The following is a 13348-nucleotide window of genomic DNA, read 5'->3' as shown; positions in this document are numbered from 1 at the left end:
GTGAGTACGGTGGTGCAGCCCTGCGCCCGCTGCGGTTCGCGCTGGGCGGTGCAGGGCAGGCCGATGCATTGGTGCCCGCGCTGCCGCGGCGTGCTGCTGTCTCCGGCTCCGGTCGATGCCCCCGCGGAGCGCCGCAACTACCGCTGGGTGGCGCGGCCGCCGGGCCGTGGCGCGCGCGGCGGCCGCCCGGCGCGCACCGCACCGCCCGCGGCCCCGGCCCCGCGCTACGCCGAGATTCCGCGCTGGGGATTGCGCGACGAGCCGCCGCGGTCGGCGACGGCGACCGCGCGGCACCGGCTGGCCGCCCTGATCGAACGCCGCGACCGGCTGCTGGTGACCACGGCGGTGCTGTTCGCGCTGGCCGCCGTCGCGGAACTCGGGCGGTACGGGGTGCTGCTGCGCAACCGCGCCCGGCTCATCGATCCCCTGGCGCTGTTCGCGTCGGATGTGTCGGTCTACCTGACGGCCTGCCTGGCGCCGGCGTTCGCGCTCGCCGGCGCGCTCGCGCTGGTCGGCTGGCTCGTGCACAGCCGCCGGGACGCCTACGCCGCGGTCGGCCGGAGCGATCCCCGGCCGCAGTGGATGCTGTTGTGCGGCTGCCTGATACCCCTGCTGAATCTCGTGATGGTGGGTGTCTTCCTGACCGAGCTGATCCGGCTGCGCGGTGACGATCCCCGGATCGAGCGCGCCGTGCGGTTGTGGTGGTGCGCCTGGGCGCTCAACGGTGTCATGGTGGTGGCCGCGCTGCTCTGGCGCGCTGCCGGGACGCTGCAGGCGCAGGCCGATGGTGTGATGTTCACCGTCTACACCGATCTCGTCGCGGCTGCGGTCGCCGTGCTGTCGCTGTGGCTGGTCCGCCTGATCGAGGGCCTCGACCTGCGCGGACGCGTCCGGCTGCCGAAACGGTGGGTGGTGACGTCGGATCCGGTGGCGCCGGTCATCGAGCCCGTGCATCCGGTCGCCGCGCCCGGCGAGGCGACGCCGGAGGCGGCGACCGGGAAGAATGACGCCTCCGAGGCGACGCCCGTTCGCGCGTCCGATGCCGCACAGGAGGAGGTCATGGCGAAGTGAACCGGGACAGTCGCGCCCCGTTCGTGGTGGCGCATCGGGGCGCGTCGGGGACCCGGCCGGAACACACCCTGGCGGCCTACGACCTGGCGCTGCGGGAGGGCGCCGACGGTGTCGAATGCGACGTCCGGCTGACCCGGGACGGGCATCTGGTGTGCGTGCACGACCGGACGGTGGACCGGACCTCCTCGGGCACCGGACTGGTGAGCGAGATGAGCCTGGAGGAACTGCGGCAGCTGGACTTCGGCGACGACGGCGCGACGGCCGACGTGCTCACGCTCGGCGAGCTGATCTCGCTCGTGCTGGACTGGCGCAGCCGCCCGACCAAGCTGTTCATCGAGACCAAGCATCCGGTGCGCTACGGCGCCCTGGTGGAGGCCAAGGTGCTGGCCGAACTCCAGCGCTTCGGTATCGCCGCGCCCGCCTCGGCCGATCATTCGCGGGCCGTGGTGATGTCGTTCGCCGCTACCGCGATGTGGCGGATCCGGCGGTCGGCGCCGTTGCTGCCGACGGTGCTGCTGGGCGAGTCGTCCCGGTATCTGGGCGGCAGCGCCGCCACGACCGTGGGCGCCACCGCCGTCGGGCCGTCGGTCAAGACGCTGCGCGAACACCCCGAACTGGTCGACAAGGCGGCCGCGGCCGGGCGTGCCACCTACTGCTGGACCGTCGACGCCGCCGAGGACGTCAAGCTGTGCGCCGATCTCGGTGTCAGCTGGATCGCCACCAATCACCCGGGCCGCACCAAAGCCGTTCTCGCGACGATGTGAGCCGTTCGCGCAAACGATGTGAGCCCGTTCTCGCGACGAGGTGATCGCAGGCGCGCCGACACCGAGACCGGCGCGCGGCTTTCGGTGCGCCCGCCGGGTCCGCGCGAATCGCGGCTCGCACTCGTGTCCCCTTGTGCTGTGCGCAATCCGACACTGTAGGTTCACCGTTCGTGGGTAAGTCGAAGCGGAACAGTCCCAAGCCCGACAGTAACCGGGCGCAGCGTCTCGCCGAGCGCCGCGCGGCGCGGGAAAGGGCGGCGCAGACGATCACGCGCCCGTTCGAGGGCTTGGCCGCCGAATGCGATCTCGTCGCCCTGCGGGAATTCGTGCCGTCCGCAACCGCGACCCTGAAGCTGTCGCCGCAGGTGGCCGCGCAGCGCCCCGTCACCTTCGCCACCGTGCTGCCCGGCGCCGTGGCCGCTCTGGTGCGCGCCGGCGACGAGCCGGCCGGATTCGTTGCCGCCCAGGTGCAGTTCCAGTCCGATGATCCGGCCGCCGATCTGGCCGCCGCCGTGTTGTGGACGCAGAAGGCCGAACCCGGCGAGTCGCTGCAGTCGGCCGCCGACGCGTCCGGGGACGCGCCCCCGTCGCTGGCCGAGGTCATCGACGCGGGTGCGGGCCTGGATCTGACCGTGCACCAGGACTTCCGCTGGTGGGTGCCCGAGGGTGTCACCCCGGACCCGCAGGTCGCGGCCACCATCGAACAGGCCGACCAGGCGATCATGCCCTCGGACCGGTTGGAACTGGGCGGGGATTCGCGCGGCGCGGCGTGGTGGGTCGACGCCGGTGAGAAGGCACATCTGCGCTGGGTCCGTCCGGAGGACGAGGACGAGCTGATGTTGGCGCTGGCGCGGGTGCACGCGGCCGGCGGCCTGCATCTGGGTGAGGGTTCGCGTTTCGCGGGATCGTTCCGCACGCACGGGCTGCTGGTCCCGGTGTTCGACCTGGACCGCGAGAAGCACCAGAGCGAATGGGTGGCGCCGGCGGCCGAGTTCGGTGCGCGCCTGGCCGAGGCCCTGGCCACGGATGCGCCGATGACCTCGGACGAGCGGCGGTCCCGGGACGGGCTGCGATCGCGTCAGGTCACGCTGCGCTGAGCGGTCGCCATCGGGCGTGTCGCCGGGCCGGATTCCGTTGGGGCGGCTGATTTCTCAGCCGCCTGGGTGTTGTCCGGTGCGGCATGCCGACGTGCGCGACATGCCGGTGACCGAGTCGGCCGCGGGCCACGAAAAACCCGGTCCCGCATCGTCTGCGGAGCCGAGCGTTCGCGGCGTGACAGGGGAGAACGTCAGATCGATCCGCCCGCGGCGTGCGGTGCGAACGAGGCGGTGTCCGGGCCGCTCATCTCGCGGCGGACGAAGTTCTCCAGATCGAACAGGTTGGACCCGGCGCGCTCGGCCACGGTGAGCAGCGTGCGCATCCGCGCGACCTCCTCGACCTGCTCCTTGAGGAACCACTGCATGAACTGCTCGCCGAGGTAGTCGCCCTCTTCCCGGGCGGTGCCGGCCAGCTGCACGATCTGATCGGTGACCGTCTTCTCCTGCTGCAGCGCGAGGGCGATGGGCTCGTGGGCATTCTCGAATTTCGACTTCGCCCCGTCGACGCCGGACAGTTCGATGCTCATATCGCGATCGAGGAAGTACTGCGCGATCATCATCGCGTGGTTGCGTTCCTCGACGGCCTGCTTGTAGAAGTACTTCGCCAATACCGGAAGATCGGCATTGTCGAACCACACCGCAATGGCGATGTACTGATGTTCGGCATTGAATTCGTGCCGAATCTGGTCGTGTAGCAAGTGATGGAACTTGCTGCGTGGGGGCTCGGGGTTGGTGGACATGATCCCGACATTAATGCTGGTTATCGGTCCTGTCATCCAAGTGCACCCTTATTGAGCGCTGCCTTATTGAGGCAAGTATTGCCTAATCAATTGCGGATTGTTCCGGCCATTTTGGGTGCGTCCGGGCCGGGCTCCGGTGCGGGCTTCTCCTCGCTTGCGACGAAATCCTCGACAGCGAACAAGTCGCCGTCGGCGCGGTCGAACACCGCCAGCAGGGTGGTCATCCGTGCGACCTCGTCGGCCTGGTCCCGCAGGAACCATCGGACGAACTGCTCGCCCACGTAGTCGCCGGTCTCCCAGGCGTTCCGGCTCAGCATGCTCAACCGGTCGGCCAGCAGGCGTTCCCGGCGCAGCATGAAATCTATTGCCGCGCGCGGGGATTCGAAGTCCGGCACGATCTCCTCCAGGCCGCCGACCCGGATCGGGAGATTGCGGTCCAGCAGGTGCCGGATCATGCGTAGCGCGTGTGCGTGCCGGTGTCCGGAGCCGCGATAACAGACTCCCGCCAGGCGCGGCAGCCGCAGCGCGTCCAGGTGGACCGCGGCCGCCAGGTATTGCTGCGCCGCGGTGAACTCGTGCCGCACATGATCCTGCAACAGGTCGGAGAACGGGCGCTCATCATTCGGATTACCACTGCCCGGATTGCCGCTGGGATTACCGCTGCCCGGGATATCGCTGTCGCCCGCGGTCCGGCCGTCGTTCGGCATGTGATCGACGTTACCGTGTGAGCAGGTCCTCCGGGACGGGCTTATCCGACGCGAGGGCATCGAAGAAGCGGCTCGCCCGGTCCTTGTCCCACACCAGCACACTGCCGCTGCCGGACACCTCGTCGAATCCGCCGATCGGAACCGTCGTCGTCACGGTGCCGCTGCGCAGCGCCCAGCCCAGCCGGGCCAGATCCCAGATGTGGTCGTCGTTGTCGACCTGCAGCGAGTTGGTCAGGCCCTGCGCCAGCGGCCACAGCCGGAACGGGTTGACCAGGGTGCCGGTGTCGGTCGACTTCTTCAACAGCGCCGACAGGAACATCTGCTGATTGCGCATGCGGTCCAGGTCCGCGCGGGGGGTAGCGCGGGTGCGGACGAAGCCGAGTGCCTGCGCGCCGTCGAGCCGCTGGCAGCCGGCGGGCAGGTCGATGCCGGCCAGCGGATCATCGATCGCTTCGGGCAGGCACATGTCGATACCGCCGACGGCGTCCACCATGCCCGCGAAACCGCCGAAGCCGATCTCCGCGAAATGGTCGATGTGCAGGCCGGTGGCCGTCTCGACGGTCTGGGCCAGCAGTTTCGGGCCACCCGCCGAGAAGGCCGCGTTGAGCTTGTCCCGGCCGTGGCCGGCGATGGGGACGTAGGAGTCGCGCGGCAGGCTGACGATGGTGGCGGCGCCGGATTTCGGGACGTGCACCACGATGATCGTGTCGCTGCGCTCGCCGCCGGCGTCGGAGGTGCCGCCGGTGGACAGCTCACTCTCCTGGTCGGAGGTCAGTCCCAGGCGACTGTCGGATCCGGTCAGCAGCCAATTCGTGCCCGGGGTGTCGGCGACCCGGCCCGAATAGTCGGCGAGCGCGTCGATGCGATGCAGTGAGCGATCCAGGTAGATCGCGGCCGCGATCGGCGTGATGACCAGCACCAGCAGCAGGACCAGCAGCCAGCGGCCCCAACGCCGCCGCTTGCGGCGCATCCGTGGCTCGTGGGGCGGCCGGTCGCGGCGGCGCGACGGGGCCGCGGGCGGGGGCGGCGGCGGTTCCCGGTACCGCTCGGGCCGCTGCGGCGGCGCGTGCGTCGGCGGTTCGTTCGGCGGGCGCCGGCGGAAGCGGGGCGGGTCCTCGTTCGGCGGCGCCTGTGACCAGGCGAGGGCCCGGTCGGGGTTGCCGTCACGCCGCATCACCTGGGTCGACTCGACCGGCCGGCGCCGGGGTGGGCCGTCGCCCGGCGGTGGAGGTGGTGGGCCGCCCCGCCTTTGCGGTGGTTCGCCCCCGTGCCGACGGGGTGGTTCGCCGCTGTGCCATTGGGGCGGCTCGCCGCCGTGCCATTGGGGTGGTTCGCCGCTGTGTCGTTGGGGCGGCTCGCCGCCGGGTTGCCGCTGGTTCCCGGGAGGAGGCCCGGGACGTCCGCGTCCTGGCGGCGGCACCCGGCGCGTCCGCGCGTACTGCTGGGGGTCGTCGCCGTTCATCACCGTGATGGTACTGACCCGGGGCGCCCTCGGGTTCATCTCGATTCGATGACGAAGCTCACGGCAGCCAGGACACGTGCCCGTGCAGCACGGCATAGCCGATGTAGGCGACGGCGTCGATGGCGGCGTGCGCGAGCACCAGCGGCCACAGCCGGTTGGTGCGCTGCCAGAACGCGCCGAAGACCAGGCCCATCACCAGATTGCCGAGCCCGCCGCCGAGACCCTGATAGAGGTGGTAGCTGCCGCGCAGCAGCGCCGAGGCGAGCAGCGACCGGTGCTCCGTCCAGCCCAGCGCCCGCAGCCGGGTGACGAGATACGCCACCACCAGCACCTCCTCGGCCACGGCGTTCGCCACCGCCGACAACACCAGTACCGGCAGCCGCCACCAGTGGTCGCCGAGCGAGCTCGGCACGATGGTCACGCTCATCCCGAGCGCGTGCGCGATGAGATACAACCCCAGCCCGGGCAGTCCGATGACCGCCGCCAGCACCAGCCCCGGCAGCACGTCGCCGCGCCACCGCATGCGCGCGAGCCCGATCATTCGCGGCCCGATCCCACTGCGCCACAACAGGTACAGCCCGAGTGCACCCCAGCCCAGCAGCCGGAGCACCCCGAGCAGCTGGAACAGCAGATCGATGGTCGACTGCGCCGCCCGCGACGGATTCAGCGCCGCCGTCTGCCCGCCGACCCCACCAGGCGACAGCGCGCTCTCGATCAGCGACAGCGCGGCGTTGATGCCGCTGAGCCCGAACGTGACGACCAGAACGATCGCGATCTCGAGCTGTATTGCTCTGCGCTGCTGTCCGTCTGCGGGCTTGCCCGGTCCGGAACCGGTATCGGCGGAAAACACCATGCCCGCCAATCTATGGCTGTGGTTCGAGTGACACCTGGCCGGTGGCTTGCGGGCGTGCCCAGCTCAGGTGGTCGGGACTCCGATTGTGGCTTCGGCGGTGGGTACCGACGCACCGAATACCGCGCGGTGCCCGCGGGCGGTGTCCATGTACTCCCGCACCCGGTGAATCAGCCCGTCACGCAGTTCGAAGACGAGACAGTAGTCGTTGACGTAGGCGTTCCCGTTGGCCAGCGTCGCGCTCATGGTCTCCTCCACGATCACCCGGTCGCCGTCGACGTGGAAGCCGTGGAATTCGACGGCGACGTCGCGCACGAACAGCCGCCCGAAGTCGTCGGCGAGGAAACGGGTGATGGCGGCGCGGCCGACCATGTGGCTGGGTCCGCCGAGGGCGACCGCGGTGGCGTTGTCCGTCGGGGCCAGCCACTCGGCGTCGTCGGTGAAACAGGGGGCGATCCGCTCGGCCTCGTGGCTCGCGAAGGCGCGCCACGCATTCTGGATGATGGTCCGATTGTCAGGCATGTCGTGATCGTAAGAGCGGCGAGTGCGGACGGCTGGCGGGAAACGGACGGGGTCATCCGATTGCCGCAGCCCATCGCGAAAAGGTTGCGGGCCGGTCGGATTCAGCGCATGCCGTGCAGGAAGGGGCAGCCGGCGAGGATGCGGACGGCGCGGCTGAGGGATTGCACGTCGTCCACGGGGGTTTCGAACGGCAGCCGGACGTCGTGGTCGCTGTCGCGGCTCTCCACCCGCAGGGTCACGCCGTAGCGGTCGATGGCCAGCGGGTGCACCGCGCCGCCGCGCAGCCGGACCGGCAGGTGCCGCGCCAGTTGCGCCACGACGTCGGCGTGGTCGGCATCCATGTGTTGCAGCCACGCCGATTCCAGCTCCCAGAACGGGTCGGGGTGGGCGGAGCGCAACTGGTCCAGGCAGGCCGCGGCGGCACCGCTGGAATCGGCGACCACGGCGGAGTCGACGACCACCCGCAGCAGCGTGGTGGTGTGGCCGACATCGAGCAGCGACGGGTGCGGGTGGTCCTTGGCCACCTCGCCGGCCAGGGCGCGCTGGGCGTACCCCGGCACCGCGCGGACCCGGCCGCGCAGCCACACCAGCGACCGGACCGGCTCGCGCAGCGGGAGCGGGGCCATATCGGTCAGCTCGAGCACCGCCGGGGAACCGAGCGGACCGGCGGCCGCTTCCACGGCGGAGGAATCCAGGGCGACAGCGATCACCGCGTCGCCGCACGCGCGCAGATGGTGCACGGTCGTGGAAACCGGATCGGCGCCGGGGAGGGCGAGGACCGCATGCTCGGCGTGGGCACAGGCACTGCGCACCCGCTCGGCGGTGGTCGGTGCGGCGGTGGTTGTCGTGCGGGGCATGCGTACCTCCAGATATCCGAACCCGGCGCCATAATTAGGTAAACCTAAGCTAAGTGACGAAGCGGCGTTGCGCAAGCGTTCCGATCGCTACGGTGGAAACCGTGCCGCACGATTCGAATCCAGCCGCCGAGCCCGTTCTGGTGCCGCTGCACATGCCGGCGCCTCGCGCGAGCCTGGTGGGTGGCTTGGTCCGGGCGGTCTCCGCCGAATCGAGTCCGGCGGACGGTTCGGGCTTGATGTCGCTGGACGGTTCGGGCTTGATGTCGCTGGACGGCGATGCCGCCGATGAGCGGGTGGCCGACTTCCTGGCCGCCGCCGCGCACGCCGATACCGGCTTCGTGGTCCGCACGTCGTCGGGCGAGCGGGCGCTGGCGCTCGTCGCCGCCACCGCCGCGGCGCTGTGCGGTGACGATATCCGCGCGGCACTGCGCCGGCCCGATGTCGAATTCCTGCGCGGCCTGCAGCCGCCGGCGGTGCGGGCGCTGCGCGAGGTCCTGCTGGCTATCGAGTCGGACGAACCCGAAGAAGTGGCCCTCGGCCTGGCGGTACTGGCATCCGACATCGCGCAAACTCCGAGCTTGCCCCCGACTCCCCAGTAATGTCGTATTCGTGCCGCACATCGCCTATTTCGGGCCGTCGGGAACATTCACCGAGATGGCCCTCGCCCAGCTGGAGTCCGCGAACGCCTTCGAGGGGCCGGTCGAACGCATCGCCGCGCCGAGTCAGGGGGCCGCGCTCGAGTTGATCCGGGCCGGTGAGGTGGACGGGGCGGTGGTGCCGATCGAGAGCTCCGTCGAGGGGTCGATCTCGGCGACGCTCGATGCGCTCGCCGTCGGGCCGCGGCTGCAGATCGTGGCCGAGACCGAGCTGGATGTGGCGTTCACGATCCTGGCCCGGCCGGGCGTCGAGCTGTCCGAGGTGCACACGATCGCCGCCTATCCGGTGGCCGCCGCGCAGGTGCGGATGTGGCTGGCGCACCGCCTGCCCGAGGCCCGGTTGTACACCTCGGCGTCCAACGCCGCCGCGGCGGAGGACGTGGTCGCCGGGCATGCCGACGCGGCCGTATCGACGACGCTGGCGGGCGAGCGGCTGGGCCTGGCGGTGCTGGCTTCCGGTGTGGCCGACCACGATCGGGCGGTGACCCGGTTCGTGCTGGTGACCAGGCCGCGGACGGCGCCGCCGCGCACGGGTGCCGACCGGACCTCGCTGGTGGTGCTCGAGCTGGCCAACGAGCCCGGCGCGCTGATGCGGGTGTTCGCCGAATTCGCCGACCGCGGAGTCGATCTCACCCGCATCGAATCGCGGCCGACGCGCACCGGGATGGGCAGCTATCGGTTCTATCTCGATTGTGTCGGCCACATCGACGACACCGCGGTCGCCGAGGCGCTCAAGGCGTTGCACCGCACCGCCGGACGGGTCCGCTTCCTGGGTTCGTGGCCGGCGAGCGCGCCGAGCGGCACACCGCCGCCGCCGGACGAACCGGCCGCGGCATGGCTGGCGGATCTGAAGAAGGGGGTCGCGGACCTGTGAGTGAACGCAGTGCGGGCGGCGGTGAATCGGACAGAGTCGGCAGGGAGTCGGACAGAGTCGGCAAGCTGATCCTGGTCCGGCACGGCGAGACCGAGGGCAATGTCGCGAAGGTCCTGGACACCCGGGTGCCGGGCCTGCCGCTGACCGAGCGCGGTGTGGCGCAGGCGAAATCGTTCGGGGCGACGCTGAGGACGCCGCCGCGGCGGCTGTTCAGCTCGGCGGCGTTACGCGCCCGCCAGACCGCCGGACACGTCGAATCGGTGACCGGGGTGTCGGCCGAGGTGCTCGACGGGGTGTACGAGGTGCAGGTCGGCGAGCTGGAGGGGGCCAATTCCGATGCGGCGCACGAGATGTTCCAGGATGTCTACCGCACGTGGCATCTGGGACGGCTGGATGTCCGGCTGCCCGGCGGCGAGACCGGGCAGGAGGTGCTCGATCGGTACCTGCCGGAGCTGGAACGGCTTCGGCAGGAATTTCTGATTCCCGGCGCCACCGCGGTCGGCGACATCCTGGTGGTCAGCCACGGCGCGGCCATGCGTCTGGCCGGTCGGGCGGTGGGCGGGGTGGCGCCGCCGTTCACCACGAACAACCATCTCGACAACACCGAGACCATCGAGCTGCTGCCGCGCTACGGCGGCCCGGACGGCCGCGGCGAGTTCCGCGGCTGGGAATGCGTGCGGTGGGGCCGGTACACGCCGCCGTTCGAGGCCGACATCGAACCCACCGCCGACGATCCGATGGGATGAGCGCGCGAGCCGGCGGATCGGCCCGCGCGCTCAGCTGCCGGCGGCGCTCAGGTGCCCAGCGGTGAGCTGCCGTGCGGGAAGTCCTCGCGGAGCGGCATCGAAGCGATCAGGTCCTGCAACGCGATGCGCAGCCGGGCGGACGTGCCGGTGCTCAACGAGGACCACTTGACTCCGTCGTCGGACACGCTCGTGGTCGACAGGAATCGGCCGTGGCGGGTGTTGATGACGGAGATGTGGTTGGGGGTGAAATCGCGGGTGCCGTCGCCGTAGATGAGGCCGATGATCTCCGCGGCCGACTCGATTTCCACCAGGGCCGCGGCCAGGGTGGGAGCATCCTGACTCGGCTTGCCGAACTTCGCCAACCGCTGCGCCGTGGTGGTGCTGTCGCCGGTGTCGCCCAGGATCGGGGCGAACTCCTCCGTCGGTATGTTCATGCCGTACAGCTCGAGCGGCTGGGCCGGGCCCAGCGCCGCGATCACGGTTCCCGGCAGGTCGGGGCCGGCCTCGTCGACGACGTACGTGCCCTGTCCGCGCAGGACGACGACCTCGAGCTTGTCGCCCTTGGCGATGCAGAGCCGGTTCACCTGCTCGCCGACCATCCAGCGCATCTCCAGCGCCCAGTGCGGCAGGCTCAGTGCGCGCAGGCGTTCGGCCAGCTCCGGTGTGACGACGTCGCCGTGCAGCAACTCCCGCTCGGTGAGTGACCGCTCGGCGATCGACATCGCCTCGGAGTAGGTGTCGGAGTTGTCGTAGTACCGGTTCGCGGAGAGTACGACCGGGATGTCGACGAGCTCCAGATTCTGCTGTAGAAACTGGAACTCGTCGAACGACAACACCACCGATTCCAGCATCGACGGCCCGTGGCCCTCGCCCAGCACCGTCACCTAGCGCTCTCCGCGGATGGGTCGCCACCGATGACACCGGGCGCGATGACGCCGCCCTGCCCGAAGTGGTCCCCCCGCAGATAGTCGTTGCCGTGCTGCTCCGACTCCTCCTCGTCGTCGCGAGACTGGTTGCCGAGCAACGGATTACCGGACGTTCCGGCCGGCCGGGTCGGCGCGGGCGCCGGGCCACCGGCCGAGGCCGGGCTCACCGGTTGCACCGTCGTCGGACTCGCCGCACCGCCGCCGCCGATGGCGCCGGCACCCCAGCCCTCCGGCAGCTTGAGCGACCCCGCGTTGTTGCCGATGCCGACGGTGGAACCACCGGACAGCGACATCGTGCGGGTCGCCGTCGCGGTGCCGCCACCGACGGCGCCGATCGACGCCATCATCGGCCCCGCGAAGCTCGGCACCCCGCTGCTGCCGTGGACGGCCGTGGAAATCGCTGTGCCGGCGACGTTTCCGGCGGTGGTGACGCCGGAGCCGGCCATCGACATCGCCGACGAGGCGGCCTGCGTCGCGGTGCTCACCACGGACGGGTTGCTCGCGACCGCCTGTGCGGCGGCGATGGTGGCCTGTAGCGGATCGCTCGGGTTGGCCTGCATGGTCGCCCCCTGTGCGGCCTGGCCACCCTCGGCCGCCGACCCGGCGCCCGGGACGATCGGCGGCGGCAACAGGAACTCGCCCGGCGTCGTCGCGATGGCGCTGGTCGCCGCCTCGTAGATCTCCATCACTATGGCCGCGCGGGCATCCATCGCCGCCCGCGCCGCCTCGGCCAGGGCGAAGCTGCCACATGCGATCCCGGGCGGGGTGTGCGCGGCCGTCACTGCGGCGTTGGTGGCCGTGATCTCCGGCGGGCTCGGCATGGCGAGCGCCGCGACCCCGTACGCCACGGCATTACCGGTGGCCTTGGCGGCCATGACCGTCGACATGGCGGTCTGCTGGCCGGCCCAGCCGAGGAAGCCGCCCAGCTTGGCCAGCGCGGCCACGCCGCCGAGGCCCTCCATGCCGACACCCAGTTCGGCCATCGTGCGGACCACCGTGGCATCGGCCTCGGCCCACACCGCGGTGAGGGCTCCCCAGGCCGTCGCCGCCGCCGTGATCGGTACGGCGTGCGCGCCCGCATGCAGTGTGGCGCAGTTGACTTCGGCGGGGCGTAATTCCCATATCGCCCCCGTGATACCTACAACCATGGTTGTTACTCCCCTGTGCGGTACAAGTCGTGGTCGGGTGGTGCTGCGAGGTCGGGTGGTGCTGCGAGATCGTGGTGCGAGGTCTAGGGCGTGATCGCGTTGACGGCGGTGACGGCGGCGGCCTGCACCGCGTCGCCGGCCAGGTGGCTCGCGCACTGCATGCGGAGGGTGTGCGCGCAGTGATGCAGCTCGAGCGCCCCCTGCGCGACGGCGCCGTCATGGGTGGCCGCGGCGTGGTTGAAATGACCGGCGGCCAGCAGGGACACCTCCTCGCAGCCGGAGGGCAGCACGTGGGTCGCCGGGCCGCTGAGTGCCGATGCCGCCATCAGCCGCTCGGCGAGCAGATCCAGCTCGGCGGCGGCGGCGAGCATCAGTTCGGGCGATATGAGCATGCCAACCATGACTCGAACTCCTTCTTGTGGTGGCTGAAGCGCTGACGAGCCGACATAGGTCGACCCTTCGGTGGAACCACAATTCCCCCTACGAGTTGATTGGACGCGATGGCCCGCGTTCCGGTTCCCTCGAGTCCATAGTTTTCTCCGGCTTGACCCGCTTCGCGGGTCAAGACTAACCCCATCCCAGCTCATGCAGGCGGTCTTCGTCAATCCCGAAGTAGTGAGCTATCTCGTGAATCACCGTGATCGCCACCTCCTCCACCACGTCCTCCGCGCTGTCGCAGATCTCCAAGATGGCGTCGCGGTAGATCGTGACGGTGTCCGGCAGCGCGCCGCCGTACTGGCTGTCGACCCGGTCGATCAGCGAAATGCCGTGGTAGAGGCCCAATAACTGCGGGTCCTCCGGGTTGCGGGGCTCGATCAGCACCACCACGTTGTCGATCGCGCGGGCCAGCTCCGCGGGGATCAGGTCCAGCGCCTCGCCGACCAGTTCCTCGAACCGGTCGTCGGATATCGAGACGGGCATTCGGTCG

Annotated in this window: 16 protein-coding genes; 6 read left to right on the top strand and 10 right to left on the bottom strand. The window is 70.5% G+C overall.

Features of this window, described 5'->3' with window-relative positions; genetic code table 11:
- From D892_RS0111185 to D892_RS0111175, 3 genes are all read left to right on the top strand, one after another.
- On the top strand, positions 1 to 1071 hold the full coding sequence (locus tag D892_RS0111185; protein ID WP_024801321.1) for a DUF4328 domain-containing protein: 1071 nt from the start codon (positions 1 to 3) through the stop codon (positions 1069 to 1071).
- Positions 1068 to 1835, top strand: coding sequence for a glycerophosphodiester phosphodiesterase (locus D892_RS0111180; protein ID WP_024801320.1), 768 nt, complete (start codon positions 1068 to 1070; stop codon positions 1833 to 1835). Before D892_RS0111185 ends, D892_RS0111180 begins: the two co-directional genes overlap by 4 nt.
- A gap of 170 nt (positions 1836 to 2005) precedes the next feature.
- Positions 2006 to 2932 (top strand): DUF5926 family protein, encoded by a 927-nt coding sequence (locus tag D892_RS0111175; RefSeq protein WP_024801319.1) that lies wholly within the window; start codon positions 2006 to 2008, stop codon positions 2930 to 2932.
- A gap of 191 nt (positions 2933 to 3123) precedes the next feature.
- Here the strand turns inward: D892_RS0111175 and D892_RS0111170 are convergent, their stop codons facing one another.
- The 6 genes from D892_RS0111170 to D892_RS40925 form a co-directional block, all read right to left on the bottom strand.
- Positions 3124 to 3672 (bottom strand): ferritin, encoded by a 549-nt coding sequence (locus D892_RS0111170; protein WP_024801318.1) that lies wholly within the window; start codon positions 3670 to 3672, stop codon positions 3124 to 3126.
- A gap of 86 nt (positions 3673 to 3758) precedes the next feature.
- The gene (locus tag D892_RS0111165; RefSeq protein ID WP_024801317.1) at positions 3759 to 4379 is read right to left on the bottom strand and encodes a ferritin; all 621 of its coding nucleotides are present in this window, start codon (positions 4377 to 4379) and stop codon (positions 3759 to 3761) included.
- 10 nt (positions 4380 to 4389) lie between these two features.
- The gene (locus D892_RS0111160; protein WP_024801316.1) at positions 4390 to 5556 is read right to left on the bottom strand and encodes an LCP family protein; all 1167 of its coding nucleotides are present in this window, start codon (positions 5554 to 5556) and stop codon (positions 4390 to 4392) included.
- 343 nt (positions 5557 to 5899) lie between these two features.
- Positions 5900 to 6694, bottom strand: a complete 795-nt coding sequence (locus tag D892_RS0111155) for a CPBP family intramembrane glutamic endopeptidase (protein ID WP_024801315.1) — start codon at positions 6692 to 6694, stop codon at positions 5900 to 5902.
- 63 nt (positions 6695 to 6757) lie between these two features.
- Positions 6758 to 7213, bottom strand: a complete 456-nt coding sequence (locus tag D892_RS0111150; protein ID WP_024801314.1) for a nuclear transport factor 2 family protein — start codon at positions 7211 to 7213, stop codon at positions 6758 to 6760.
- A 101-nt stretch (positions 7214 to 7314) separates the two neighbouring features.
- Positions 7315 to 8070, bottom strand: coding sequence for a DUF2470 domain-containing protein (locus D892_RS40925; protein ID WP_036566919.1), 756 nt, complete (start codon positions 8068 to 8070; stop codon positions 7315 to 7317).
- 101 nt (positions 8071 to 8171) lie between these two features.
- Between D892_RS40925 and D892_RS0111140 the strand changes: the two genes are divergently transcribed.
- The 3 genes from D892_RS0111140 (at position 8172) to D892_RS0111130 (ending at position 10346) form a co-directional block, all read left to right on the top strand.
- Positions 8172 to 8669: a hypothetical protein gene (locus D892_RS0111140; RefSeq protein WP_024801313.1), complete on the top strand. Its 498-nt coding sequence runs from the start codon at positions 8172 to 8174 to the stop codon at positions 8667 to 8669.
- 10 nt (positions 8670 to 8679) lie between these two features.
- Complete coding sequence (gene pheA / locus D892_RS0111135) at positions 8680 to 9600, top strand: prephenate dehydratase (RefSeq protein WP_024801312.1); 921 nt, start codon at positions 8680 to 8682, stop codon at positions 9598 to 9600.
- 65 nt (positions 9601 to 9665) lie between these two features.
- On the top strand, positions 9666 to 10346 hold the full coding sequence (locus D892_RS0111130) for a histidine phosphatase family protein (protein WP_024801311.1): 681 nt from the start codon (positions 9666 to 9668) through the stop codon (positions 10344 to 10346).
- Between the two features lie 47 nt (positions 10347 to 10393).
- Here D892_RS0111130 and D892_RS0111125 read toward each other — a convergent pair whose 3' ends face one another.
- The 4 genes from D892_RS0111125 to D892_RS0111110 form a co-directional block, all read right to left on the bottom strand.
- Positions 10394 to 11230 (bottom strand): ESX secretion-associated protein EspG, encoded by an 837-nt coding sequence (locus tag D892_RS0111125; protein ID WP_024801310.1) that lies wholly within the window; start codon positions 11228 to 11230, stop codon positions 10394 to 10396.
- A complete protein-coding gene (locus tag D892_RS0111120) occupies positions 11227 to 12420 on the bottom strand; it encodes a PPE domain-containing protein (RefSeq protein ID WP_024801309.1) in 1194 nt (397 codons plus the stop codon). Before D892_RS0111120 ends, D892_RS0111125 begins: the two co-directional genes overlap by 4 nt.
- Before the next feature lie 83 nt (positions 12421 to 12503).
- A complete protein-coding gene (locus D892_RS0111115) occupies positions 12504 to 12821 on the bottom strand; it encodes a PE family protein (protein WP_024801308.1) in 318 nt (105 codons plus the stop codon).
- A 166-nt stretch (positions 12822 to 12987) separates the two neighbouring features.
- On the bottom strand, positions 12988 to 13341 hold the full coding sequence (locus tag D892_RS0111110) for a metallopeptidase family protein (protein WP_024801307.1): 354 nt from the start codon (positions 13339 to 13341) through the stop codon (positions 12988 to 12990).
- Positions 13342 to 13348 lie beyond the last annotated feature (7 nt).

The sequence above is a fragment of the Nocardia sp. BMG51109 genome, assembly GCF_000526215.1.
Classification (GTDB): domain Bacteria; phylum Actinomycetota; class Actinomycetes; order Mycobacteriales; family Mycobacteriaceae; genus Nocardia.
The sequence above is the reverse complement of the archived record's forward strand: the minus strand, read 5'-3'. Positions and strand labels throughout refer to the sequence as shown.